This window comes from Acidovorax sp. 99, assembly GCF_003096455.1.
Taxonomy (GTDB): domain Bacteria; phylum Pseudomonadota; class Gammaproteobacteria; order Burkholderiales; family Burkholderiaceae_C; genus Acidovorax; species Acidovorax delafieldii.
In genome coordinates this window covers 541,401-565,406 of sequence record NZ_QEKU01000001.1, presented here as the reverse complement: position 1 = coordinate 565,406, position 24,006 = coordinate 541,401, and the positions used below count along the sequence as shown (strand labels likewise).

The window sequence follows — 24,006 nt, the reverse complement described above, 5'->3', positions numbered from 1 at the left end:
CCATAACAAGACATCCATAACAACAACAAAAGGAGGGAGCCATGGGCAACACAATGGGACGAGGGGTTTTGCTGGTTTTCTGCGCCATCTTTGCAGTGGTGTTCGGTGCCGGTGGGTATTGGGCAGGTTTGCGGCCCTTGGCTGAAACGGCGCTGGCAGCCTGGACGGTGCGCTCATGGCAGCCTGTACCGGCCCAGGTGCTGGATGTGCAACTGAAGCAGCACGCGGGCAGCGAGGGCGGCACCACCTACCAGGTGCTGGCCCGGTACCGCTACACCGTGGCGGGCCAAACGTACGAAGCGCAGCGCGTGGGGCTGGACCCGAACTCCAGTGCCGACAACGTGGGCGACTGGCAGGCGCAATGGCACCGCACCCTGCGCCAAGCGCAGGAGCGGGGCGAATCCATCACCGCCTGGGTCAACCTCCAGGCCCCGGCCCAGGCTCTGCTGGACCGCAGCATCCGCTGGCGGCTGCAGATTTTTCGGCTGCCGTTTGCCCTGGTGTTCACCGGCGTCGGGGTGACTGCTGCATGGTTGTTTCTGCGCATCTTGAGGCGCCCCCAGGACGATGTACCAGACCTGGAGCCAACGCATTCCCTGGCCAAGGGGCAGGGGGCGTTGTGGTTCTTCGCGGTGTTCTGGTGTGGCATCGCTTTCCCCATGGCCGCCTTGTTCTGGTCGGACGGCAAAGGGCCCTGGTGGGCCAAGGGCTTCATGGGCGTCTTTGTGGTGATCGGCGTGGGCTTGGTCGCTGCTGCTTGGCAGAACAGCCGAAAGGCCTGGCGCTACCAGGGGGTTGGTATGACGACCCTGCCTTCGCGGCCCACGGCGGGGAGGTCGGTCGAAATCACGCTGGTGCTGCCTGCGCGGGCTGTGCAGCAAGCTGCGGCTGAAAACCTGCGCCTGCAAGTGGCGCAATACCGTGTGGACGAATCCAGCTCCGGCTCGCCCGAGCGCCAGGTGGAGGTGCTGAAGGCCACGGCGCGGCGCCAGCCGACGGGCGAGGGCGGCATGCGCTTGGTAGCTCGTTTTGATCTGCCTGATGACGCCCCCACCCACGGTGCGCGGCGCGGTGGCGACCGGGTGGACTGGCGGCTGGAACTGGTGCGTGCCGATGGTGCGCTGGAGCTCGCGTACGACCTGGCGGTCCAGGCTGTCACCCCGTCCTGTGCGGAGGCCGCTTCGGTACCAGACCGCTTTGACCGGCGGGCACAGTGGGAGCAGGAAGTCCCCATCGAAGCACCCGCGTTGGGGCGCGATGCCGCTTCTCAGCCGTTGGATTCGCTGGGTACGGTGAAGTCCGCTGAATCTCCAGGCTTTTTTCCCCCTGGCGTGCGTTTGAGCGAAACGCCAGACGCCTGGTCCCTCGCGTTCGAGCAGACTGCTTGGCGCTGGTCCGCGGCGGTGGCCGTGGCTTTGCTGGCGCTGGAGTGGTGGGTGAACGACCGCATCCAGCCCGGCGCCCTGGTGCTGCCGAGCGGCTTTTGGGGTTGGTTGGCTGTGTTGGTGCTGCCTGCCTGGGCCTTGCATGCCGCCACCCGGCGGTGGACGCTGCGGGTGCAGGACGATGGCCTGGTCGTGCGTCGCGGCTCTTGGGTTTGGTCTCGCGTGGCGACGTTGCCAGGCGAGTCCAGCCAGTCGCTGGTGCACAAGCTGCAGTTCACGGCGGGGACCCAGGCCTACCATGCGGTGCTGGGCAAGGATGCATCAGGGCATTCACAAACGCTGACACCAGGGCTGAGCGGCACGGCTGCCGCGCAGGCCGTGGGCCAGGCCGTGGCACGTGCGTGGCTGGATCGTCGGGGGCGCTTCACGCCAGGGGCGCAGCGGCCCCAGTTGGCTGCCCATTCACGCCCAGCCTGGGGTGGTTGGGCATGGCTCTTGGCCTTTGGCTTGCTCGTGTGGTGGGCCCATGGCGGGCGTGCGGTGTGGGGGGCAGGTCGCAGCGCTGTACTGCAAGCCCCTGCGGCAGTGGCTTCATCGCGCATTTGGGCGCCTGCAGATGCCCGCCTGATGGACGCTCAGAACGCGGGCGATGCCAGCGCACTGGCGCAGGCCCTGCGCGATGGCGCCAACCCCAACCTGCTGGCAGACACCGGCTCCTCCGTGCTGATGCTGGCCGCCCACCGGGGGCAGTTGGCGCATGTGGAGGCGCTGTTACAGGCTGGGGCCCAGCCCGATCTTCGGCAGACGGCCAAAGACAGTGAGCGTGGTGACACGGCCCTGCTGCGGGCCTTTTATGGCGGCCATCTGGCGGTGGCGCAACGCCTGGTGCAGGCAGGTGCCAGCCTGCAGGCCCGCAATCGCTGGGATTGGGGCCCCGTGCACATGGCCGCGCAAAGCGGCTGCGTGCCTTGCCTGGATTGGCTCAAAGAGCAAGGGCAATCGCTGACCGAACATGCCCCTGCCAGCCGGGGCGAAACACCGGCCATGCTGGCCGCAGCCAAAGGGCAGTTGGCCGTGCTGCGTTGGCTGGATGAGCAGGGGGTGGATCTTTCGCAGAAAGACCCGCACGGAAAGAGCGCGTTGGATTGGGCGCGCTGGGGTGGGCAGCAGGCGGCTCAGGACTGGCTGGAGGAAAGGGGCCGGCCGCGCTAGCCAAGGTCTGGCGCTGGGGCTGTGCTCAGCGCGACGGCTGATGTGTCGGCGTCTGCCCCGGCGGCAGATGATCGGCGGCGTTGTTTGCCGCGGAACGATCATTGCCTGTGGCACTCAGAATTCGCAGAACCATTCCAACACGGCACTACGATGTTCAAGTCCTTCTTTTTCGCCCGCCGCTGGTGGGCCTGGTCCATCTTGGGTTCTCTCGTCATTCTTCTGGCCACGGCTTACCGTGTGCAGCTGGACGTGCAGATCAACGACTGGTTCGGCAGCTTTTACGATCTCATACAGGAGGCTCTGGGTAAGCCTGGCAGCATCACCGCAGAGGAGTTCTGGGGGCAGCTTTCGACCTTTGCACGCATCGCCATGATCTATGTGACGACGGCGGTGCTGGCGGATTTTTTCAGCAAACACTACATCTTTCGTTGGCGGCAGGCGATGAATGAGCACTACATGGCGGCCTGGCCACGCCTGCGGCACATCGAGGGTGCGGCACAGCGTGTGCAGGAGGACACCATGCGTTTCGCCCGCACCATGGAAGATCTGGGCCTGAGTTTCATGCGCAGCCTCATGACGCTCGGGGCCTTTCTGCCGGTGCTCTGGACGCTGTCCGACAAAGTCACTGCGCTGCCCTTGATCGGCGCCGTTCCGCATTCCCTGGTATGGGTCGCACTGGCCTGGTCACTGGGGGGCACGCTGCTGCTGGCCTGTGTAGGGGTGAAGCTACCGGGGCTGGAGTTTCACAACCAGCGGGTGGAGGCGGCGTACCGCAAGGAGCTGGTGCTGGGCGAGGACGACCCGAACCGGGCTTCTCCGCCCACGGCGGCTGAGCTGTTCGCGGGCGTGCGCCGCAATTACTTCCGGCTGTTTTTCCACTACCTGTACTTCGATGTGGTGAAGTGGTCCTACCTGCAGGTGAGTGTGCTGGTGCCCCTGGTGGCTTTGGGCCCCACGCTGATCGCGGGGGTGATCACGCTGGGGGTGATGCAGCAGATTGCCCGGGCCTTTGACAAGGTGCTGGAATCGTTCCAGTTTCTGGTGCTGAACTGGAGCACGGTGGTGGAACAGATATCGATCTACAAGCGTTTGCGCGCTTTCGAGCAGCAGATGCTGAAGGCGGTGCCTGAGGCTGCCTGAGTGCTGTTTGGGAGCCGAGGGAGCGCGTGACCGGCCGTGCAGATTGCGCCCCGCGAGATGGATCGGCACCGAAACAGGGGAGGGCGGGTCCAAAGCGGTAGGGGTTAACGCACCTGTTTCTTTTCGAGCTTGCGTGTGAGGGTGCGGCGGTGCATACCCAGGCGCCGCGCGGCCTCTGACAGGTTGAAGCCTGTTTCAGCCAGCACCTCGTTGATGCGTTCCCATTCCAGCGTCTTGATGGAACTGGAGCGATTGGTCAGTTCCACCTCGGCATTGCCTTCCTTGAGCCCAAACGCAGCTTCGATGTCGTCGGTGTTGGAGGGCTTGGCGAGATAGTGGCACGCGCCCAGTTTCACGGCCTCCACGGCGGTGGCAATGCTGGCAAAACCCGTGAGCACCACGATCAACATGTCGTCGACAGCGGCGTGCAGTGTCTGCACGCAGGCCAGGCCTGAGGCCTCTCCCTTGAGCTTGAGGTCCACCACCGCATACCCGGGCTGGTGCTGTTCCAGCAACACCTCTACGTCGGCCAGGCTCGCTGCCTGCAACACGCTGTAGCCGCGCCGTTCAAACGAGCGGGCCAGCGTGCGCGCAAAGGCTTCGTCGTCCTCGACGATCAGCAGCTGTCGTTGCGCTTCTTCAGTGTCCACGGTGGGTTCTTTCGTTCATTCATACCTTCGGGGGGAGCGCAATCGAGGCCAGGGGCAATTCGATGGCCACCTGTGCGCCCCCTTCGGGACGGTTGCGCGCCTCCACGCTGCCGCCCAGGGTTCGGGCCACGTTCAGCACCAGATACAGGCCCAGACCACCGCCGGGGCGGTTTTTGGAGGACTGGTAGGGAGTACCCAGCTTGGACAGCATGTCGGGCGCAAAGCCGGGGCCGGCATCGGTCACAGTCATGCACAGGGCGTCGGCATTGCGCGTGACCGCCAGCCGCACCCAGCCTGGCGAGGCGTCGCGTGCATTGTCCAGCACATTGAAAACCATTTGCTTGAGGGTGGTGTCCGACACCATGGGCGTGTCGGTGCCGAAGTCGTTGTCGTAGTCGAACTGGGGGATCGTCCGGGTGCTGCGCCACTCCTGTGCCAGCGCATCGACAAACTTGCGCACAGTGGTCTGCACCGACGCCTCGCCGCGCGTTTCACCCGCCGAGAGCAGGATGCCGCTCACGATGCTTTTGCACCGTTGCACCTGGGTCTGCATCTCGGCAATGTCTTCCTTGAGCGCGGCGTTGCTGGCCAGCCGCTTGTCGTGTTGCCAGTCGCCCAGGATCACCGCAAGGGTGGACAGTGGGGTGCCCAGTTCGTGCGCAGCGCCGGACGCCAACAGGCCCATGCGCACGATGTGCTCTTCTTCCACGCGGCGCCGGCGTGCGGCCGCCAGGCGGGCATCGCGCTCGCGCAGGTTGCGGTTGATGCGGGTGATGAACACCATCACCAGCGTGGCGTTGAGCACAAAGCACACCAGCAGCCCAAGCACATACAAGCTCGACAGGCCCTGGTGCAGATCCTGGGGCAGGGCCAGTGGCAGGTGGTGATCTGCCAGCGCCGCAAAGCACAGGACGGTGATGATCACGATGGACCAGATGTAGGCACCGCGCAGCAGCACGGCGCCCAGCGTGATCTGCAGCAGGTACAAAAAAACGAACGGGTTGCTGGTGCCACCACTCAGGTACAGCTGCACCGTGAGCACCGCCACGTCAATCAGCAGCGCCAGAAACAGCTCCACATTGCGCACCGCGCGGCCCGTGCGAAGGCGCAGCAGGCTCACCACGTTGAAGACCGCCAGGCAGCCGACCACGAGCAGCATCTCCTGCAGCGGCAGCTTCAAGCCCAGGCTGTAGTGCGCCATCTCGATGGTGAACACCTGGCCCACCACTGCAATCCAGCGCAGCTCGATCAGTTGCTGGAGGTTCTTGATCCCGGCGGCGGCGTCGGCGGAGCGTGCATTGCGCGGCGCAGTGGCCAGCGCAGGGTCAGGGCGTGGTGGGAGGGTGTTCATCGTGGGTCGGGAGGCGGCTGGTGGCCCGTGCGCCCAGGCGGCGCTCATAGCGTGCCACATACCAGCCGGCAACGACAACCATGAGCGCAAGACCATACCAGGTCAGGGCGTACACCAGGTGGCTGTTGTGGAACCGGATGACGGTCAGGCCAGCGCGGGGCCAGCCGGAGGCGGCTGAAGACGCCGCTGCGTTACCCGGAAGTCCTGCGTCCACAAAAAATGGAGCCGCCCGGGGCAGGCCCAGCGCGCTGCTGATGGCCGCCACGTCGCGCGAGTACCAGCGCTGTTGCGCCGGGTCGTTGGTGCGCAGAAAGCCGCCGCCCGGCTCTGGCATGCGCAACAGCCCCTGGACGGTGGCCGTGCCATCGGCGGGTGGCTGGGCCTCCAGCCATTGGGCGCGTTGCTCCTGGGGTACAAAGCCCCGGTTCACCAGCACCTGGGTACCGTCATCCCGTTGCAGGGCAGTCATTACCCAGAACCCCGCGCCCAGCTCGGTGACCGCCTGCGTCAGCACCGTTTTGCCGGGCAGCCAGTGGCCCTGAAAGACCACCGGCAGGTACTCATGCTGTGCGGCACGGATGTCAGACCATTGCTCCACAGGGGGCAAGGCGGCTGGTGCGGCGTGCACCCGTCGGTCTACTCTTTCGATGAGATCCAGCTTCCAGGCACGGCGCTGGACCTGCCAGGTGCCCAGCGACACAAAGCCCAGGAACAGGGCCATGCCCAGCACCAGCAGGACTGCGCGGCGCAACCCCCGGCGCGGCAGTGCCATGGTGGTGGGGGCTGCAGGCATCAGGGCGTGGAGTGTCCAGGCGCCTCGTGCGTGGGCGGCGTGGGCGTGGGGTGCTCGGGCATCATGTTGGCATTCATGTGGAACATCACCCACAAGGTCCCCGCGATGGCGATGGCTACGAACACCACGGTGAAGATGGTGGACAGCAGCGTCCAGCCGCCTTCGATCTTGCCGTTCATGTGCAGGAAGAACACCATGTGCACCAGGATCTGGATCACGGCGAAGCCGCCCAGCACCAGCACAGCCGTGTTGCGGTCCGCAATCACCTTGGCCATCACCAGCCAGAAGGGAATGGCCGTGAGGATGACGGACAGCACAAACCCCGTCACATAGCCCGAAAAGGTGCTGTGGGGGCCTGCGTCGTGGTGGTGATCGTCATGCCCATGCGCATCGTGCGCGTGTGTTGCGTGTTGTGCGCTCATTTACAGCACCCCCATCAGGTACACAAAGGTGAAAACGCCGATCCAGACCACGTCCAAGAAGTGCCAGAACATGGACAGGCACATCAGGCGGCGGTTGTTCTCGGGGATCAGGCCATGCTTGCCAATCTGGACCATCAGCACCACCAGCCAGATCAGGCCGAAGGTGACGTGCAGGCCGTGGGTACCCACCAGCGTGAAGAACGCCGACAGGAAGGCACTGCGCTGCGGGCCTGCGCCCTCGTGCAGCAGGTGGGAGAACTCATACAGCTCCAGGCCCAGGAAGCACAGGCCAAACACGCCCGTGACCGCCAGCCACAGCAGCGTGCCCTTCACGTCGCCCAGCTGCTTGCGCAGCATGGCAAAACCGAAGGTGATGGACGACAGCAGCAGAAAGGCGGTATTGATGGCCACCAGGGTCAGGTCGAACAGCTGCGCGCCGGTGGGGCCTGCGGCATAGCTGCGGCCCAGCACGCCGTAAGTGGCGAACAGCGCTGCAAAGATGAGGCAGTCGCTCATCAAGTACAGCCAGAAACCCAGGGCCGTGCCGTTTTCAGGATGGGGCTCGTGCGCGAGGTGGTACTCGCGCGGGGCCAGGGCGCCTGCTGCGGCGCCAGCGTGGATGCGGATATCAGACATGGCGGGCCAGTTGGAGTGTGCGGGCTTCTTCAGTGGAGATCACTTCGGATGCCGGGATGTAGAAGTCACGCTTGTAGTTGAACGTGTGGATGATGGCGGCCAGAACGACAGCCGCAAACGAGACGGCCGCCAGCAGCCACATGTGCCAGATCAGCGCAAAGCCGAACACCAGCGACAGCCCCGAGATCACCACGCCAGCGCCGGTGTTGGCCGGCATGTGGATGGGCTGGAAGCCCGCCAGAGGACGCTTGTACCCGTGCTTCTTCATGTCCCACCAGGCATCGATCTCGTGCACCACAGGGGTGAAGGCGAAGTTGTAGTTGGGCGGGGGCGACGAGGTGGCCCATTCCAGCGTGCGGCCGTCCCAGGGGTCGCCCGTCCAGTCGCGCAGCTGTTCGCGCTTGAGGAAGCTGACCACCAGCTGGACCAGGAAGCACCCAATGCCGGCGGCAATCATGGCCGCGCCGATGGCAGCGATCACGAACCAGATCTGCAGCGACTGGTCTTCAAAGTGGTTGGCACGGCGGGTGACGCCCATCAGGCCCAGCACATACAGCGGCGTGAATGCCACCCAGAAGCCCACCAGCCACAGCCAGAACGAGCGCACGCCCCAGGTGCGGTCCAGCTTGTAGCCAAACGCCTTGGGGAACCAGTAGTTGATGCCGGCAAACATGGCAAACACCACGCCGCCGATGATCACGTTGTGGAAGTGGGCGATCAGGAACAGGCTGTTGTGCAGCACGAAGTCGGCCGGGGGCACGGCCAGCAGCACGCCCGTCATGCCGCCGATGGCGAACGTGACCATGAACGCCACGGTCCACATCATGGGCAGCTCAAAGCGGATGCGGCCCTTGTACATGGTGAACAGCCAGTTGAAGATCTTCGCGCCCGTGGGGATCGAGATGATCATCGTCGTGATACCGAAGAAGGTGTTCACGCTCGCGCCCGAGCCCATGGTGAAGAAGTGGTGCAGCCACACCAGGTACGACAGGATGGTGATACACACGGTGGCGTACACCATGGAGGTGTAGCCGAACAGGCGCTTCTTGCTGAAGGTGGCGACCACTTCGGAGAACACGCCGAAGGCGGGCAGCACCAGGATGTAGACCTCAGGGTGGCCCCAGATCCAGATCAGGTTCACGTAGAGCATGGGGTTGCCGCCCAGCTCGTTGGTGAAGAAGTTGGTGCCGACATAGCGGTCCAGTGACATCAGCACCAGCGCGGCCGTGAGCACTGGGAACGACGCAACGATCAGTGCGTTGGTGCACAGGGCGGTCCAGGTGAACACGGGCATCTTCATCAGGCTCATGCCCGGCGCGCGCATCTTGATGATGGTCACGATCAGGTTGATGCCCGAGAGCGTCGTGCCCACCCCCGCTATCTGCAGCGCCCAGATGTAGTAGTCCAGGCCGGTGCTGGGGCTCTGCGCCCCCAGGTTGGACAGTGCCAGCCAGCCGGAGGTGGAGAACTCGCCCAGGAACAGCGACACCATCACCAGCACGGCGCCGGCCGTGGTCATCCAGAAGCTGAAGTTGTTCAGGAACGGGAACGACACGTCGCGCGCGCCGATCTGCAGCGGCACCAGGTAGTTCATCAGGCCGGTGACCAGCGGCATCGCCACGAAGAAGATCATGATCACGCCGTGGGCGGTGAAGATCTGGTCGTAGTGGTGCGGAGGCAGGTAACCCATGTTGTCGCCGAAGGCCATGGCCTGCTGCAGGCGCATCATCACGGCGTCGGCAAAGCCGCGCAGCAGCATCACCAGGCCCAGGATCATGTACATGATGCCGATGCGTTTGTGGTCAATGCTGCAGATCCAGTCGCGCCACAGGGGGCCCCACAGGCGGAACTTGGTGATGCCGGCCAGAACGACCAAGCCGCCCAACACCACGGCAATGAAGGTGGCCAGCACGATGGGCTCATGCGCCATCGGTACGACGTCCCAGCTCAGGCGGCCCAGCGCCCAGTGGGATGGAGAAAGGGTTTCGGAGGACATAGGAGTGCTCATTGACGGATGCTGGCGCCAGTCGTTGGTGCCGGTGCGTTGCGGGTTTCGAGTGCGGCCACCACCTGGGCGGCGTTTTGCACGGTGCAGACGTCCTGGGGCAGGTTCAGCCCTGCAGCGCGCATGTAAGCGTCGCCACCCAGGGCATCGATGGCCATCATGTGGTGCATGCACATCTTTCCGTCTTCGACGCAGCGGTTGAGCACCTTGTCGTACAGGCCTTCTTCCACCGAGGCAAAGCGCTGCACCGGATCACGTTCGCTGGGCTTGACCAGGTTCAGGTAGGTGCCCTTGTCGAGCGGCTTGCCTTCGGTCTTGGCTTTTTGCACCCACTGGGCAAAGTCTTCATTGCTCAGGCCGTGGAACTTGAACGTCATGCCCGAGAAGCCCGCGCCGCTGTAGTGCGACGACATGCCCTTGAACACGCCAGGCTTGTTGATCACCGCGTTCAGCTCGGTCTGCATGCCGGGCATGGCGTAGATCATGCCGGCCAGGTCGGGCACGTAAAACGCGTTCATGGTGGACGTGGCTGTCAGCTTGAACAGGATGGGGCGGTCCACCGGGGCGGCCACTTCATTGACGGTGGCGATGCCTTGCTCGGGGTAGAAGAACAGCCATTTCCAGTCCATGGCCACCACCTGCACTTCGAGCGGCTTCACATCGGCAGGCACGGCGCGCTGCGCGTCGATGCGGTCGAGAGGCCGGTAGGGGTCCAGCTTGTGGGTGCCGATCCAGGTGATGGCGCCCAGCGCAATGATGATCAGCAGCGGCACGGTCCAGATCACCAGCTCCAGAGTGGTGGAGTGGTGCCATTCCGGGTCGTACTCGGCCTCGGTGTTGCCCTGACGGTATTTCCAGGCAAACAGCAGGGTGAGCGCGATCACGGGCACGATGATGATCAGCATCAGCAGCGTGGCGGTGATGACCATCTGGCCTTGCTGGGCAGCGACGTCACCGGCAGGGTTGAGCACGACAGCCTTGCTGCAGCCTGCCAGGCTACCCAGCGCTGTCAGGGCGAGCAGCCAGGTGGGCCCACGAAGTTGGGGAAGTTTGAGCATGTGTAGAGCGCGATCAATGCGTTTCAGGGTAAACGCGGATAACGGGATGTGTGCGAATGTACTAGCGCTAGCTTTTTTGTCGATTGGACATTTTGTCCAAGGTCAAAAGCGCAGACTGTTTTTGCACCAATTTGGTGCAATTGAGGGCTTTGAAGGACATTTCCTGCAACCGGCATAGTGAAACCGCACTTGTGGCCCACAGAAGTTGCGTGTAGAACGGAACGGTCTAAGTTAGCTACACAACGTCAAGGAGCCATGTTCATGAGCAGCCCCGCCACTGCCACTTACCCCGCGGCCGGTTTTCACGAAAGCGCCGCATCTCTCTCGCGGGCTGATACGCATGAGGACGTCACCCCCAGCGAAATCGCTGTGGGCGTGATCATCGGACGCTCGTCCGAGTATTTCGACTTCTTCGTTTTCGGGATCGCCTGCGTTCTTGTCTTCCCGTCCTTCCTGTTTCCCTTCCTGTCGCGCCTGGACGGCACGCTGATGGCCTTTGCGCTGCTGGCCGTTGCCTTCGTGGTCCGCCCGGTGGGTACCGCCATCTCCATGGCCATCCAGCGGCGCTGGGGGCGGGGCACCAAGCTGACCATTGCGCTGTTCGTGCTGGGCGTCTGTACGGTGGGCATGGCCTTTTTGCCTGGCTACAAGGATGTGGGCACTACAGCCATCGTGGCGTTGCTGATCCTGCGTGTGGGCCAGGGCCTGGCGCTGGGCGGTTCGTGGGACGGCTTGCCGTCGCTGTTGGCCATGTCGGCCCCCAAGGAGCGCCGGGGCTGGTACGCCATGATCGGCCAGCTGGGCGCGCCTCTGGGCTTTGTGCTGGCTGCGGGCCTGTTTGCCTACCTGTACAGCAGCCTCACGGTGCAAGAGTTTCTGGCCTGGGGCTGGCGTTATCCGTTTTTTGTGGCCTTTGCCGTGAACGTGGTGGCCCTGTTTGCCCGCCTGCGTCTGGTGGTGGGGCAGTCGTATTCCGAACTGCTCAAGGACCGCGAGTTGCAGCCCGTGCCGGTGAGCCGCGTCATGCGTGATGAAGGCAGCAACGTGTTGCTGGGCGCCTTTGCGGCGCTGGCCAGCTTTGCACTGTTCCACCTGGTCACGGTTTTCCCGCTGTCATGGATCACGCTGTACTCCGACCAGCCTGTCACCCAGATCCTGGGCGTGCAGATCGTCGGCGCGTTCCTCGCGGCGGGCGCCATCATGGTGTCGGGCTGGCTGTCGGACCACTTGGGCCGCCGCAAGTTGCTGGGCGGCATGGCGGTGCTGATTGGCGTGTTCAGCTTCATGGCGCCGGTGTTGCTCAACACCGGCGAGGTGGGGAGCACCATGTTCCTGCTGCTGGGCTTTGTGCTGCTGGGCCTGTCGTACGGCCAGGCATCGGGCACGGTCACGGCCAACTTCTCGCCGCAGTACCGCTACACCGGCGCCGCCCTGTCGGCCGACCTGGCCTGGATCATTGGTGCAGCCTTCGCACCGCTGGTGGCCCTGTATCTGTCGTCGCAGTTCGGTCTGCTGGCAGTGACGGTGTACCTGCTGTCGGGTGTGGCCTGCACGCTGGGTGCGCTGAACCTGAACCGCCGCATGGAGCGGCGCGACCGCTGATTCATGCTGGCGAATTGCTATTGAATGTATAGCTTGCAGCGCATGTTCCACTAGCGCTACCAGCATAAAAGGCTCAAAAAGCGCCCGGTTCTGCCGGGCGCTTTGCTTTGGGGGCTTGCAAGGCACGACTCAGTCCATCGTACCGGGGCACACGGCCACAAGGGCTCAGACGCAGGCGGTCAGCGCTGCTGGGGCGTGGGATCGAGCAGCGCATCAGCAACGAGGCGAGGTCCCACGGCAGAAGTGCAAGCCCCGTGAGGGAGGGGCTTGGGTCCCGCTCAGTCCTGGGGCCTGAAGCCGATGGTGAGGGACGGCGGCACGCGCCCGTCCACATCGCGCGGCAGCGTCTCGGTCTTGTCCAGGGCCCGCAGCACCGCGTCGTCCCAGGCCTTGTTACCGCTGGACTGCACCAGGCGCTTGCCCACGATGGTGCCGTCGGGCGACAGCCGTACCTCGACCTCGGCACGCGGGTTGCCCGAGATAGCGTCCGGGTACACGATGTTGGGCTTGACCTTGGCCGCCACCTTGCCACCGTAGCTGCCGGAGGGGCCCGCGCTGCGCTGGGCCGTGCCTGTGGCGTTCTCGCCCCCTGTGGCCCCGGCCATGCCCTGGATGCGGCGCAGGTTGGCCTCACGCTGTTCAGCCAGTTGCTTGGCCTCGGTTTCTGCCTTGCGCTTGGCGGCCTCGTCGGCCTTGCGTTTGTCTTCCGCCAGCTTCTTCTGCTTGTCCTGCTCGACCTTTTTCTGTTCGGCCAGCTGCTTTTCGCGCTGTTCCTTTTCTTTGTCGCGTTCTTTTTGCAGGCGCTCTTTTTTCTCCTGCTCCAGGCGGTCGCGGCGTTCTTCTTCCTTGCGCTCACGCTCGCGCTTTTCACGCAGCTGCTGTTGCTCGCGGGCTTTCTTTTCCTGCTCCAGGCGCTTTTTCTCGCGCTCGATGGCGATGTCCGCCTCGCGCGTGTCGGGTGGCTCGGCCGCACGCACGGGGGGGGCGGGGGGCGGGGGAGGGGTGACCTGCTGCACAGGCGGTGGTGGCGGGGGCGGTGGGGGCTCCACAGCGCGCGGAGCAGCCTGGGTGGGCACGGCGGCCCACAACTCAGCTTCTACGGCGGGCTGGTCGGCCGTGTTCTTCCAGTTCACACCCCAGGTCAACGCGCCGATCAGCACTGCATGCACCAGCACCGCCAGCGTGATGGCGCGCAGGCGCGCCGGTGGACGGGGCGGGGCAAACTGGTCGCGGTCGGTGTGGGCGTGCATGGGCGTCTGAGCGGTGCCGGGCGGGTTCGGTTCAACCGCCTTGCTTGACCGACAGGCCTACGCGTTGCACGCCTGCCTTTTGCAGGGCGTCCATCGCCTTCACCACGGTTTCGTACTGCACGCCCTTGTCGGCGCTGATGACCACGGCGCTCTCGGGCCCCTGGCCCTTTTGCCAGCGGCTGGCGGCATCGCCAATCTCCCGCTGGTTCAGGCTGCGCGTGGCTTCGGGGGTCTTGAACTGCAGCGTGCCGTCCTTGTTGACGATGACCTGGGCCACCACCTTGGGCGGGTTCTTGCTCTTGCCCACGCTGGGCACATCGACCACGCCGGGGGTGAGCATGGGCGCCGTCACCATGAAGATGATGAGCAGCACCAGCATGACGTCAATGAACGGGACCATGTTGATCTCGTTGATGGTGCGGCGGCCTCGGCCGCGGGATGCCATGGCGGGCATGGGGCGCCTCCCGGATCAGTGGCCCGAGGCCGTGTGGCCTGTGGACGCGGGCTGGGCGCCCAGGTTGCGTTGCAGGATGTTGGAGAACTCTTCGATGAAGGTTTCCTGGTGCGTGGCCACGCGGTCAATGTCGCGCGCAAAGCGGTTGTAGGCGATCACGGCGGGGATGGCCGAGAACAGGCCGATGGCGGTGGCGACCAGCGCCTCGGCGATGCCTGGGGCCACGGTGGCGAGCGTGACCTGTTCCATGCCTGCAAAGCCGGTGAAGGCGTGCATGATGCCCCACACGGTGCCGAACAGGCCCACATACGGCGATACGGAGCCGACCGATGCCAGGAAGGACAGGCTGGACTCGACCACATCCATCTCACGCTGGAAGCTCGCACGCATGGCGCGGCGCGCGCCGTCCAGCAAGGTGCCCGGGTCGGTGATGCGGCGCTCGCGCAGTTTCTGGTACTCACGCATGCCGCTGGCAAAAATGCGTTCCATGGGGCCTGCCTGCTTGGCGTTCTGGGCGGCCGCTGCGTACAGGTCGTTGAGGCTGGTGCCCGACCAGAACTCGCGCTCGAAATCCTCGTTCAGTGTCTTCACGCGCTTCAAGGCAAACAGCTTGCGGAAGATGGCGGCCCAGCTGGCCACCGACACGCCCAGCAGCAGCAGCATCACGAGTTGCACCACCCAGCTGGCGTGCAGCACCAGGGAGATGATGGACATGTTTTGGGAATTCATGGTGTGAGTTGTTCCAGGAGGGTGCTTGGAATTCTGGCGGGGCGCAGGGTGGCGGCATCCACCCATCCGATGCGGATGGTGCCTTCGGTCAGCAAGGTCGGGGGCTGGTCGGTCATCTGCTCTGGTTTCAGGAGCGCCTGCTGCACTATTGTCAACGATGCGCGGCCACTGCTTTGCAGGGCGGCGGTAACAATCAGTTCATCGTCCAGCCGCGCAGGGCGGTGGTAGCGCAGCTGCGCGTCGGTTACGACAAACATGCCGCCGGTTTGTTCCCGCAACTGCTGTTGGCCCACACCCAACGAGCGCAGCCACTCGGTGCGCGCGCGCTCAAAGAACTTGAGGTAGTTGGCGTAGAACACGATGCCACCGGCATCGGTGTCTTCCCAGTAGATCCGGATCGGAAATTCAAACGCCATCGTGGGGTCGCTCGCCTTGGTCATCCGAGCAGCTTGCGCAGCCGCTCCACGGACTCCTGCAATTGCGCCATGGAGTTGGCGGTCGAGAAGCGGATGAACCGCTCGGGCTCGGCCGTTCCAAAGTCGCGCCCCGGTGTCACGGCGATGTGCGCGCGGCGCATCAGCTCAAACGCAAAGTCCCAGCTGCCGCTCACGCCCAGGCGCTGCGCGGCCTGCGTGCAGTCGGCCCAGGCATAGAAGGCGCCATCAGGCATCACGGGCACATTCAGACCCAGCGACTGCAGCGCGGGGATGAAGAAGTCGCGCCGCGCCTTGAACTCGGCACGGCGGCGTTCGTATTCGGCAATGCTCTCGGCCTCGAAGCAGGCCAGCGCTGCATGCTGCGACACGGTGCTGGCGCAGATGAACAGGTTCTGCGCCAGGCGTTCGACCACGGGCACCATGGCCTCGGGCACCACCATCCAGCCCAGGCGCCAGCCGGTCATGTTGAAGTATTTGCTGAAGCTGTTGATGCTGATGATGTTGTCGTCGATGGCGAGCGCGGTGTGCCCAAACTCTTCCTCGTACGACAGGCCCAGGTAGATCTCGTCGATCATCGTGATGCCTTCTTGCGACCGCACCACGTCATGGATGCGGCGCAGCTCATCGGGCGCTATCGAGGTACCAGTGGGGTTGGAGGGCGAGGCCAGCAGCACACCGCGCGTTTTTTCATTCCATGCCGCACGCACCTTGTCGGCGCTCAGCTGGTAGCGCTCTGCCGCCGTGGTGGGCAGCAGCACGGCCTTGCCTTCCGCAGCGCTCACAAAGTGGCGGTTGCAGGGGTAGCTCGGGTCGGGCATCAAAATTTCGTCGCCCGACTCGATGAGCGCCAGGCACGCCAGCTGCAGCGCGGCCGATGCACCGGCGGTGACCACGATGCGGCGCGCAGGCACGTTGACGCCAAAGCGGCTCTGGTACCAGCCGCTGATGCGCTCGCGCAGCGCATCCAGCCCCAGCGCGTTGGTGTACTGCGTGGCGCCGTTGTGCACGGCGCGGGCTGCGGCTTCCTGCACCAGGGGCGGGGCGGTGAAGTCGGGCTCGCCGATGTTCAAGAAGATCATCGGTTCGCGCGTGCCCGCCACCTCGCGGGCCAGGGCCTGCGCGGCCTTGGCGACCTCCATCACATAGAACGGTTCAATGCGCTCGGCGCGCGTGGAAAACTTCATGGAATGGCATCCTGCCCCGACCGGGCCCCTTGTGGACGTGGTGGCGTGAGGGCGTAGAGAGAAAAGAAACCAAGCCGCCCCGGTTCAACGGGCAGGGCGGCAGCGGGGCGGTGGCAGGGTCAGGCAGCGCCCGCGCCTGCGGCCTTGTCGGCCGCCACTTCCACGGCGCGCAGTTGGGGGGCCAGGCCGTTGAGCACGGCGTTCACGTACTTGTGGCCATCCGTGCCGCCAAATTCCTTGGCGAGTTCGATGCATTCGTTGAGCACCACGCGCCAGGGCACATACAGGCAGTTCTGGAACTCGTACACGCCGATCCACATGGTGGCGTGTTCGATGGGCGAGATCTCGGCCATCTTGCGGTCCAGCAACGGGGTGATCAGTGCGTCCATGCTGGCGGCGTGCTCGATGCAGCCGTGCAGCAGTGCGTCGTAATGCGCCGAGTCGGCCTTGTGAAAGCCCGCCAGGTCGCGCGTGAACGCGTCGATGGCCGTGGCGTCGTTGCCGCCCACCAGGTGCTGGTACAGCGCCTGCAACGCGAATTCGCGCGCGCGGCTGCGGTTGGACTTGGAGGCAGCCTTGCGTGTGCCGGTGCTCTTGAGGCCGGTGCGGCTCTGCTTGGGTGGGCGTGCCGACGATGGCGTAGGGGTGTTTTCGCTCATGACAGTTCGTCCAGCAGGTTGGCCATTTCCACCGCCACGCGGGCCGCGTCCACGCCCTTTTCTGTCTGGCGGGCGATGGCCTGTTCCATGTTTTCGGTGGTGATGATGGCGTTGGCAATCGGGATCTGGTAGTCCAGCGACAGGCGCGTCACGCCCGCGCCGGATTCGTTGGCCACCAGCTCGAAGTGGTAGGTCTCGCCGCGGATGATGCAGCCCAGCGCGATCAGCGCGTCGTATTCATCGCTCTCGGCCATGGCCTGCAGGGCCACGGGCACTTCGAGTGCGCCGGGCACCAGCACATGCTTGATATGCTTTTCTTGCACGCCCAGGGCCAGCAGCTCTGCGCGGCAGGCGGCGGCCAGGGTGTTGGTGATGCTCTCGTTGAACCGGGCCTGCACGATGCCGATGTGCAGCTTCTTGCCGTCCAGTTTGTCTGCGGTGCCTTTGTCTGCGCCAAACATAGTGATCCTGTTCCTGTCTTTATTCTTTGGGGATGAAGCCGGTGATTTCGAGGCCGTAGCCGGTCATGCTAGGCATGCGGCGCGGCTGGCCCATCAGGGCCATCTTGTGCACGCCGCATTCGCGCAGGATCTGCGCGCCCACGCCGTAGGTGCGCAGGTCCATGCGGCCGCGCTCGGGCGCCTGGGCGGAGCGGGCGGTGCCTTCAAACTGCGCCAGCAGCTGGGAGGCGCTTTCGCCACAATTGAGCAGTACGGCCACGCCCTTGCCTTGTTTGGCCAGGTATTGCAGGCTGGTGTCCAGGCCCCACGAGTGCATGGAGCGGTTGACTTCGAGCGCATCGAACACCGACAGCGGCTCGTGCACCCGCACGGGCACCACGTCGTCGGCGCTCCACTGGCCCTTGACCAGGGCCAGATGCACGGCCTGGCTGGGTTGGTCGCGGAAGGCGTGGGCGGTGAACTCGCCATAGGCGGTGTGCAGCGTGCGCGTCCCGACCTTTTCGACCAGCGACTCGTTGCGGCTGCGGTATTCGATGAGGTCGGCAATGGTGCCGATCTTGAGGCCATGCTCGGCGGCAAACAGCTGCAGATCGGGCAGGCGGGCCATGGTGCCGTCGTCCTTCATGATCTCGCAGATCACCGAGGCGGGGCTACAGCCCGCCATGGCGGCCAGGTCGCAACCGGCTTCGGTATGGCCTGCGCGCATCAGCACGCCGCCGTCCACTGCCTGCAGCGGGAAGATGTGCCCGGGCTGCACCAGGTCGCTGGGCTGGCTGTTGCGGTCCACGGCCACCTGCACGGTGCGGGCACGGTCGGCGGCCGAGATGCCGGTGGTCACACCCTCTGCCGCCTCGATGGAGACGGTGAACGCCGTGCTGTACACCGTGCCATTGCGCGCGGCCATGGGCGGCAGCTTGAGGAACTCGCAGCGCTCGCGCGTGAGCGTCAGGCAGATCAGGCCCCGGCCGAAGCGGGCCATGAAGTTGATGGCCTCGGGCGTGACATGGTCGGCAGCCAGGACGAGGTCGCCTTCGTTTTCGCGGTCTTCTTCATCCACCAGGATGACGATGCGCCCGGCGCGCATCTCGGCCACGATGTCCTCGACGGGCGAGATCGGCACGGGGGTGAGGGGGGTGTTCATGGAAGGTTGGGGCTTTCTGTGGGAGCCTCTGGCGGTGTGCCAGCTGGCGGTGTGCTGCAGCACAGGTTCCCGTGGCCGAAGGCAGCTGGTGTGCCTCCAAGAAACCGCCCCAAAGAACATGCGATGCGGCGCTGCCGCACGTCAAAGGGGCATCGTGCCCCAAAACCTTGGATTTTAGTGCACCGGGGCTGGTTGCGTGCCTGAAAGGCGCGGCCCCTGACGCAGATCAGATGGCGCTGCCCTGCAGCACCACGTCCGACGTGGGGTAGGCCACGCAGGGCAGCAAGCAGCCTTCTTCCTTTTCTTCGGCCGTGAGGCCTGGCCATTCGATGGCGTAGCGCACGGTGCCCTCGACCAGCTGGCCCAGGCAGGTGCGGCAGGTGCCATTGCGGCAGGAGCTGGGCCAGTCGATGCCGCCTTGCTCCATAGACAGCAGCAGCGGCTGCTCGGGCCAGGCGTCGCACTGGGTGCCGTCGGGCTCGACCTTGGCGATGAAGAAAGGGGCGGCGGTGGGTGTCGTCATGGGCGTGTCACTTCAGGGTTGGTGGGCGGCGTGGGTCCACACCAGCAGCAGGTTGTTGGCGGGCATGGCGTGCCGCGCGGCCAGTTGAAGGCCGGCGTGGGCAGCCACGGCCGTTACGTCTTCGATGCGGCGAATGCCCCAGGCGGCGTCTTGCGCGCGCAGGCTGGCGTCAAAGGCCAGGTTGCCCGGTGCGGTGGGCACGCCGTCTTCGAGGTAGGGGCCATACGTGACCAGGCGACCGCCCTGTGCCAGGTGCCGCGCCGCGCCCTGCATCAGCCCGGTGCAGCAGGCCCAGGGGGCGATGTGCAGCATGTTGGCGCAGTAGACCAGGTCAAACGATGCGGCGCCGAATGCCGGGCCCTCGCTGGGCCAGCGGTCGTGCAGCACGTCCAGCCGCCGTGGCGCCTGCACGTTGCGGGCACCGGCCTGCGCGGCCCAGCCGGTGATGGAGCCAAAGTGCGTGTCGTGCAGGTCGGTGGGCTGCCAGGTCCAGCCGGGCAGGGCGGCTGCAAAGTGCGCGGCGTGCTGCCCGGTGCCACTGGCAATCTCCAGCGCGGCGCCGGTGTTGGGCAGCAACGCCAGCAGCTGCGCCAGGATGGGTCCCTGGTTGCGCTCTGCGGCGGGACTGTGCTGAAGGTACGTGGTGGACACTGGTGGATGGAGTGTTTTTGGCCGCTAGAGCTAGTGGATCATGCGCTGGCAGCTATGAAATAAAGAGCGGCCAACCAAGGGCCGACGTGCACTGTACCGCAGACGATTTACCCATCCGTGCTGCCTGTTTTTTCAGCGGCACAAGAAGTTGCCTTGTAAATCAATGACTTAAGACTGTCATACAAGGCTTGTTCACAGTTATCCACAAGATTGTCCAGTGCGGGCAGGGATAACCGGGGGTTTGGATGCCTGTGAAGGGGTATCGGCCGCACGTGGCAAAGGACGTTCTGCAATTGCCTGTTTTTTGAGCAATGCAAGGATATTCCTTGCAAATCAACCACTTAAGCGTGCCATACAAGGCTTATCCAAGGTTATCCACACCATTGTCCAGTGTGCGCCGGGATAACCCATGCCATGATTTACCGGGTTGCCTAAAAATAGGGCAATGCAGTGCATTTCCTTGCAAATCAAGCACTTGGCGTTGTCATACAGGACTTGCCAAAACTTATCCACACGATTGTCCAGTGCGCGCAGGGATAACCTGCGCAGGGTGCTGGCAGGCCGTTTCAGGCCGTGACCTTCACACCCTTCCAGAACGCGACGCGGCCCTTGATCTCAGCGGCCTCGGGCTTGGGGTCGGCATAGAACCACGCAGCGTCGGTGTTCATCTCGCCGTTGACCAGCAGCGACAGGTAGCTGGCCTGGCCCTTCCAGGCGCAGGTGGTCTTGTGGTTGCTGAACGTGAAGTAGTCGCGGTGCAGCGCGCTTTCGGGAAAGTAGTGATTGCCTTCCACCACCACGGTGTCGTCGCTCTCGGCAACCACCACGCCGTTCCAGATTGCTTTCATGGGAGATCCTTGGGTAAAAATGGCCGATAGCGCAGGTGTTACATGCGCCAATAGCTATCAAAAAATGAGTTCAGGAGGGCTGCGCTGGCCGCTACCCCGGGGCTGGCGCAGGCACCCATTATTCCCAATGTGCCGCGTGGGCGTGTGCGGTGCTCGGCCTGCTTGGCGGGAGGTGGCGGAGCAGCCAGTCGCCTGTGCAACCTGCACGGGCTGCGCTGTGGCTTACAGTGCAGCGCGCGGCGCCAGCCCATTCGGGCAGGTGCCAGAGGTTTTTATTCCACTGACCGATTGACCAAGACAACAGGAGAACCTTCACTATGGGTATTGATTTCCAAGGCCGCGTGGCCATCGTGACGGGCGCGGGCGGCGGCCTGGGCCGCCAGCATGCTCTGGCGCTGGCCAAGCGCGGCGCCAAGGTGCTGGTCAACGACCTGGGCGGCGCGGTGGACGGCAGCGGCGGTACCGTGGGTGCGGCGCAGGCCGTGGTCGATGAGATTCGCGCTGCGGGCGGCGAGGCGCTGGCCAACGGCGCATCCGTCACCGACTTTGCCGCAGTCGAGGCCATGGTGCAGCAGGCCATCGACGCCTGGGGCCGGGTGGACATCCTGGTCAACAACGCCGGTATCCTGCGCGACAAGTCGTTCGCCAAGATGAGCATGGATGACTTCCGCCTAGTGGTGGATGTGCACCTGATGGGCGCCGCCAACTGCTGCAAGGCCGTGTGGCCGCACATGGTGGCCCAGCAATATGGCCGCATCGTGATGACCACTTCGTCCACCGGCCTGTATGGCAACTTTGGCCAGGCCAACTATGGCGCCGCCAAGCTGGCCCAGGTGGGGCTGATGCAGACCCTGGCCATCGAGGGCGCCAAGTACAACATCCATGTAAACGCCCTGGCCCCCACGGCCGCCACGCGCATGACCGAGGGCCTGATGCCCCAGGAAGTGCTGGACGCCTTGAAGCCCGAGGCCGTGGTGCCCGCCATGCTGGTGCTGGCGCACGAAAGCGCGCCCACGCGCTCCATCCTGTGTGCTGGTGCGGGCACGTTCGAAGCCGCCCACATCACCCTCACGCAGGGTATCCATCTGGGCATTGGCGCCGATGTGCCCGAGCAACTGGCGGCCCGCCTGGCCGAGGTGACGGAGCGGGCGGGCGAGCAAGTACCACAAAGTGGCGCAGCGCAGGGAACCAATGAGGTTGGACGCGCTTTGGCCGCAAGGGCTTGACACCCCTCTGGGCGGGCCAGCGCTCAACGTGCTAAGTTCCGGGCCGACAGAAGTTGGATCGGTATAAACATATGAGCAAACTGCACGAGAGACTGGCCGCCTACCCGGCGGACGCCCTGGGGGGGATTCGCCGTGGCATCGAAAAGGAAGGGCTGCGCGTGCTGCCCACCGGCGGCCTGGCCCTCACACCCCACCCGCTGGCGCTGGGCTCGGCCCTCACACATCCCCTGATCACCACGGACTACAGCGAGTCGCAGCTGGAGCTGATCACTGGCGCCCACAAGGGCGTGCAGCAGTGCCTGGATGAGCTGACCGAGGTGCACCAGTTCGTGCACCACACCCTGAAAGACAGCGGCGGCGAGCTGCTGTGGGCCTCCAGCATGCCCTGCGGCCTGCCCACGGACGAGACCATTCCGATTGGCCGCTACGGCAGCTCCAACGTGGGCCGCGCCAAGAGCGTGTACCGCATGGGCCTGGGCCACCGCTATGGCCGGCGCATGCAGACTATTTCGGGCATTCACTACAACTGGTCGCTGCCGGGCGTGGACAGCGAGCAGTATTTCGCGCTGATTCGCAACTTCCGGCGCCACGCGTTTGTGCTGCTGTACCTATTTGGCGCCTCACCCGCCTTGTGCCCCTGTTTTGTGGAGGGGCGCGAGCACCGCCTGGAGCGCATGGAGGGCGGCAGCGCGCTGTACCTGCCCCACGCCACATCGCTGCGCATGGGCCGCCTGGGCTACCAGAGCGACGCGCAAGCCACGCTGGCCGTGAGCTACAACGGCCTCACGGGCTACGCCAACTCTCTGCACGAGGCACTGACCAAGCCATACCCCGCCTACGAAACCGTGGGTGTGCGTAACCCCGGCGGTGACTACAACCAGCTCGGCACCAGCCTGCTGCAGATCGAAAACGAGTTCTACGGCACCATCCGCCCCAAACGCACGGTGCGCACGGGCGAGCGCCCGCTGCATGCCCTGCGCGAGCGCGGGGTCGAATACGTCGAAGTGCGCCTGATGGACCTGGACCCGTTCGTGCCCGTGGGCATCACCGCGCCCACCATGCGCCTGCTGGATGTGTTCTTGCTGCATTGCCTGCTGTCCGACAGCCCGCCCGACACGCCCGCCGAGATTGCCGAACTCAAGCAGAACCAGCACCTGACCGCAGAGCGCGGCCGCGAGCCCGGCCTGCGCCTGTCCCGCAATGGCCAGAGCGTGCTGCTGACCGAATGGGGCGCCGAGGTGCTGGCGGCGTGCGAGCCATTGGCCGCAGCGCTGGACGCCACCCATGGCACCGACGACTACAGCACCGCGCTGCGCGATGCCCGTTCACTGATGGCTGCGCCCGAGCGCACGCCCTCAGCCCGTGTGCTGGACAGCATCGTGCAAAGCCACCAGCACAGCTTTGAAGCCTTTGCGCGCCAGCAGTCCATGGCCGCCCGCGACGCGCTGCTGTCGCTGCCCTGGACGGCCGAGCAGCAGGCACGCTACGTGGCCATGGCCGATGAGTCGATTGCCGCGCAAAAAGCGATTGAAGCGGCAGACACGCTGCCGTTTGAGGAATGGCGCGAGCAGTACATGGCGGTGGAGCAGCTGGGCTGAAGGCGCGATCAGGGGCAGGTCAAATTGATCTGCTATTGAATTGGTAGCTGCTCGGGCGTATTGCACTAGCGCTACCAGCCCAAAACGCTTCAAAGTCAGTCTTGCAGCTGCAGCAAGGCCTCTTGCCGCCAGTATTCGGCGGCGCTCAGAAACCCCTCCCACACGCAGCCGTTGCAGCCCCGCCCGCAGCAGGTCGTAGGCTCGGGCGGCGGGTTGCGCAGCGTGATGCCAAGAGCGGCCGCGCGCTGCTGCAGTACCGCGAAAATGGCTTGCGCCGTGGCGCCGTCCACCGCCGGGGCTGGGGCTGTCTCCTCAGGCAAGGTCACGGCTGGCGGCGCCCCGCCTTGGCGCGGCGCAGGCCGTACTGCACGCCAAACGCAATGCCCAGCACCAGCGCAAACCAGCCCACCAGCGCCACCTGGCCCATGAGGTCGCGCACGCTGGTGGAGCGGGCCACATAGGGCGCCAGCAAGATGACCAGGCCGATCAGGGCCAGGGTCACGCCCTTGAACAGCAGCTCTTTGTCGGCCTTGGTGGCCTTGGGCTTGCGCGAGGTGTCGAGAGGGGCTGGCATGCAGATAAAAACGCCGT

General features: G+C 64.9%; 25 protein-coding genes. 5 read left to right on the top strand and 20 right to left on the bottom strand.

Annotated elements, in window-relative coordinates:
- Positions 1-41: 41 nt before the first annotated feature.
- Both C8C95_RS02770 and sbmA read left to right on the top strand, forming a co-directional pair.
- Entirely contained in the window at positions 42-2,597 is a 2,556-nt protein-coding gene (locus C8C95_RS02770; protein WP_116747566.1) for an ankyrin repeat domain-containing protein, read from the top strand.
- Between the two features lie 150 nt (positions 2,598-2,747).
- Positions 2,748-3,737 (top strand): peptide antibiotic transporter SbmA, encoded by a 990-nt coding sequence (gene sbmA / locus C8C95_RS02765; RefSeq protein ID WP_116747565.1) that lies wholly within the window; start codon positions 2,748-2,750, stop codon positions 3,735-3,737.
- A gap of 104 nt (positions 3,738-3,841) precedes the next feature.
- Here sbmA and C8C95_RS02760 read toward each other — a convergent pair whose 3' ends face one another.
- From C8C95_RS02760 to cyoA, 7 genes are read right to left on the bottom strand one after another with little or no spacing between them, the layout of a single operon-like run.
- Positions 3,842-4,387, bottom strand: coding sequence for a response regulator transcription factor (locus tag C8C95_RS02760; protein WP_116747564.1), 546 nt, complete (start codon positions 4,385-4,387; stop codon positions 3,842-3,844).
- A 19-nt stretch (positions 4,388-4,406) separates the two neighbouring features.
- Positions 4,407-5,738 carry an ATP-binding protein gene (locus tag C8C95_RS02755; protein WP_116747563.1) on the bottom strand — a complete coding sequence of 444 codons (1,332 nt, stop codon included), beginning with the start codon at positions 5,736-5,738 and terminating at the stop codon, positions 4,407-4,409.
- The gene (locus C8C95_RS02750) at positions 5,713-6,531 is read right to left on the bottom strand and encodes an SURF1 family protein (RefSeq protein WP_116747562.1); all 819 of its coding nucleotides are present in this window, start codon (positions 6,529-6,531) and stop codon (positions 5,713-5,715) included. The genes C8C95_RS02755 and C8C95_RS02750 overlap by 26 nt, the downstream gene beginning before the upstream one ends.
- Entirely contained in the window at positions 6,531-6,953 is a 423-nt protein-coding gene (gene cyoD, locus C8C95_RS02745; protein WP_116747561.1) for a cytochrome o ubiquinol oxidase subunit IV, read from the bottom strand. Before cyoD ends, C8C95_RS02750 begins: the two co-directional genes overlap by 1 nt.
- Positions 6,954-7,589: a cytochrome o ubiquinol oxidase subunit III gene (gene cyoC, locus C8C95_RS02740; protein ID WP_015015041.1), complete on the bottom strand. Its 636-nt coding sequence runs from the start codon at positions 7,587-7,589 to the stop codon at positions 6,954-6,956.
- The gene (gene cyoB / locus C8C95_RS02735; protein ID WP_116747560.1) at positions 7,582-9,585 is read right to left on the bottom strand and encodes a cytochrome o ubiquinol oxidase subunit I; all 2,004 of its coding nucleotides are present in this window, start codon (positions 9,583-9,585) and stop codon (positions 7,582-7,584) included. Before cyoB ends, cyoC begins: the two co-directional genes overlap by 8 nt.
- Positions 9,586-9,593: 8 nt before the next feature.
- On the bottom strand, positions 9,594-10,652 hold the full coding sequence (gene cyoA / locus C8C95_RS02730; RefSeq protein WP_116747559.1) for a ubiquinol oxidase subunit II: 1,059 nt from the start codon (positions 10,650-10,652) through the stop codon (positions 9,594-9,596).
- Between the two features lie 261 nt (positions 10,653-10,913).
- Between cyoA and C8C95_RS02725 the strand changes: the two genes are divergently transcribed.
- Positions 10,914-12,254 (top strand): MFS transporter, encoded by a 1,341-nt coding sequence (locus C8C95_RS02725; RefSeq protein WP_056065185.1) that lies wholly within the window; start codon positions 10,914-10,916, stop codon positions 12,252-12,254.
- A gap of 278 nt (positions 12,255-12,532) precedes the next feature.
- Here the strand turns inward: C8C95_RS02725 and tolA are convergent, their stop codons facing one another.
- The 11 genes from tolA to C8C95_RS02670 form a co-directional block, all read right to left on the bottom strand.
- Entirely contained in the window at positions 12,533-13,504 is a 972-nt protein-coding gene (gene tolA, locus C8C95_RS02720; RefSeq protein ID WP_116747558.1) for a cell envelope integrity protein TolA, read from the bottom strand.
- A gap of 31 nt (positions 13,505-13,535) precedes the next feature.
- A complete protein-coding gene (locus C8C95_RS02715; RefSeq protein WP_116747557.1) occupies positions 13,536-13,958 on the bottom strand; it encodes an ExbD/TolR family protein in 423 nt (140 codons plus the stop codon).
- Positions 13,959-13,973: 15 nt separating this feature from the next.
- Positions 13,974-14,687, bottom strand: a complete 714-nt coding sequence (gene tolQ, locus C8C95_RS02710; protein ID WP_015015035.1) for a protein TolQ — start codon at positions 14,685-14,687, stop codon at positions 13,974-13,976.
- Positions 14,684-15,103, bottom strand: coding sequence for a tol-pal system-associated acyl-CoA thioesterase (gene ybgC / locus C8C95_RS02705; protein ID WP_056065182.1), 420 nt, complete (start codon positions 15,101-15,103; stop codon positions 14,684-14,686). The genes tolQ and ybgC overlap by 4 nt, the downstream gene beginning before the upstream one ends.
- Positions 15,104-15,123: 20 nt before the next feature.
- Positions 15,124-16,308 (bottom strand): pyridoxal phosphate-dependent aminotransferase, encoded by a 1,185-nt coding sequence (locus tag C8C95_RS02700; protein ID WP_116747556.1) that lies wholly within the window; start codon positions 16,306-16,308, stop codon positions 15,124-15,126.
- A gap of 119 nt (positions 16,309-16,427) precedes the next feature.
- Positions 16,428-16,967: a transcription antitermination factor NusB gene (gene nusB / locus C8C95_RS02695; protein ID WP_116747555.1), complete on the bottom strand. Its 540-nt coding sequence runs from the start codon at positions 16,965-16,967 to the stop codon at positions 16,428-16,430.
- Positions 16,964-17,428 carry a 6,7-dimethyl-8-ribityllumazine synthase gene (ribH, locus tag C8C95_RS02690; RefSeq protein ID WP_015015031.1) on the bottom strand — a complete coding sequence of 155 codons (465 nt, stop codon included), beginning with the start codon at positions 17,426-17,428 and terminating at the stop codon, positions 16,964-16,966. The genes nusB and ribH overlap by 4 nt, the downstream gene beginning before the upstream one ends.
- Before the next feature lie 19 nt (positions 17,429-17,447).
- The gene (gene ribBA, locus C8C95_RS02685; RefSeq protein WP_116747554.1) at positions 17,448-18,569 is read right to left on the bottom strand and encodes a bifunctional 3,4-dihydroxy-2-butanone-4-phosphate synthase/GTP cyclohydrolase II; all 1,122 of its coding nucleotides are present in this window, start codon (positions 18,567-18,569) and stop codon (positions 17,448-17,450) included.
- Between the two features lie 226 nt (positions 18,570-18,795).
- Positions 18,796-19,092 carry a 2Fe-2S iron-sulfur cluster-binding protein gene (locus tag C8C95_RS02680; protein ID WP_116747553.1) on the bottom strand — a complete coding sequence of 99 codons (297 nt, stop codon included), beginning with the start codon at positions 19,090-19,092 and terminating at the stop codon, positions 18,796-18,798.
- 12 nt (positions 19,093-19,104) lie between these two features.
- Entirely contained in the window at positions 19,105-19,743 is a 639-nt protein-coding gene (locus C8C95_RS02675) for a DUF938 domain-containing protein (RefSeq protein ID WP_116747552.1), read from the bottom strand.
- Between the two features lie 566 nt (positions 19,744-20,309).
- Positions 20,310-20,591 (bottom strand): DUF427 domain-containing protein, encoded by a 282-nt coding sequence (locus C8C95_RS02670; protein WP_056064826.1) that lies wholly within the window; start codon positions 20,589-20,591, stop codon positions 20,310-20,312.
- A gap of 317 nt (positions 20,592-20,908) precedes the next feature.
- Here C8C95_RS02670 and C8C95_RS02665 point away from each other — a divergent pair, with 317 nt between their 5' ends.
- Together C8C95_RS02665 and gshA are read left to right on the top strand one after the other, a co-directional pair.
- Entirely contained in the window at positions 20,909-21,817 is a 909-nt protein-coding gene (locus tag C8C95_RS02665) for an SDR family oxidoreductase (protein WP_116747551.1), read from the top strand.
- Between the two features lie 71 nt (positions 21,818-21,888).
- Positions 21,889-23,415 (top strand): glutamate--cysteine ligase, encoded by a 1,527-nt coding sequence (gene gshA, locus C8C95_RS02660; RefSeq protein ID WP_116747550.1) that lies wholly within the window; start codon positions 21,889-21,891, stop codon positions 23,413-23,415.
- Positions 23,416-23,510: 95 nt separating this feature from the next.
- Here the strand turns inward: gshA and C8C95_RS02655 are convergent, their stop codons facing one another.
- Entirely contained in the window at positions 23,511-23,741 is a 231-nt protein-coding gene (locus tag C8C95_RS02655) for an oxidoreductase-like domain-containing protein (RefSeq protein ID WP_243415614.1), read from the bottom strand.
- Positions 23,738-23,989 carry a hypothetical protein gene (locus C8C95_RS02650; RefSeq protein ID WP_116747548.1) on the bottom strand — a complete coding sequence of 84 codons (252 nt, stop codon included), beginning with the start codon at positions 23,987-23,989 and terminating at the stop codon, positions 23,738-23,740. The genes C8C95_RS02655 and C8C95_RS02650 overlap by 4 nt, the downstream gene beginning before the upstream one ends.
- Between the last annotated feature and the right edge of the window lie 17 nt (positions 23,990-24,006).